At 71.9% G+C, this 684-nt stretch carries 2 protein-coding genes; both read left to right on the top strand.

Annotated elements, in window-relative coordinates; all coding sequences use genetic code 11:
• Window positions 1-364 (top strand): DUF2470 domain-containing protein (locus G3I71_RS45315; RefSeq protein WP_164324751.1); only part of this gene is annotated, 364 nt, incomplete at its 5' end.
• Between the two features lie 69 nt (window positions 365-433).
• The coding region (locus tag G3I71_RS45320; protein WP_164324753.1) for an alcohol dehydrogenase catalytic domain-containing protein at window positions 434-684 on the top strand (251 nt) is incomplete at its 3' end.

Below are 684 nucleotides of genomic sequence, written 5' to 3' on the forward strand. Positions count from 1 at the left end.
GATCCTGGAGACCTCGGAGGGGACCTCGTACATCGGGCTGACGGAGCTGGACGAGGCCTGGCCCGACCCGCTCGCCCCCTACGAGGCGGGCATGCTCACCCACCTCCTCGACGACCACCCCGAGCTGGTCACCCTGCTGCTGCGGCTGGTCAACCCGCTGCCGTCGGCCGCGGTCGTGCGGGCCCTGCCGCTCGCCCTCGACCGGTACGGGATCACCCTGCGGCTGGAGGAGCGGCGCGGCCACCGCGACGTCCGGCTGGCGTTCCCCGCGCCCCTGGACGACGTGGAACAGTCGGGCGCCCAGATCCAGGCCCTGCTCAGCGCCGCCCGCCGGCGCTCCCACCGCAACACGCTGCCCGCCTGAGGGCGTTGGCACGGCGTCACGCGCGAGGGAAAGCGGAATAGCCGACCTGGCCGCCGGGTTGGGATGACCATGAAGGCAATCACATACAACGCGTACGGAACTCCCACCCGGTTAGAGCTGGTTGACGTACCGGAACCTAAGGTCGGCCCCAGCGAGGTGCTGATCCGGGTCAAGGCGGCCGGGGTGAACCCCGTCGACTGGAAGCTCGCCGCGGGCTTCCTCGGGCAGGTCCTCGAAGTGCGCCACCCCGTGATCCCCGGCTGGGACGTGGCCGGCGTCGTCGAGGCCGTCGGCCCGGACACCGACGACTACGCCGTCGG

The sequence above is a fragment of the Streptomyces sp. SID12501 genome, from assembly GCF_010550245.1.
In the GTDB taxonomy this organism is placed as follows: Bacteria; Actinomycetota; Actinomycetes; order Streptomycetales; family Streptomycetaceae; genus Streptomyces.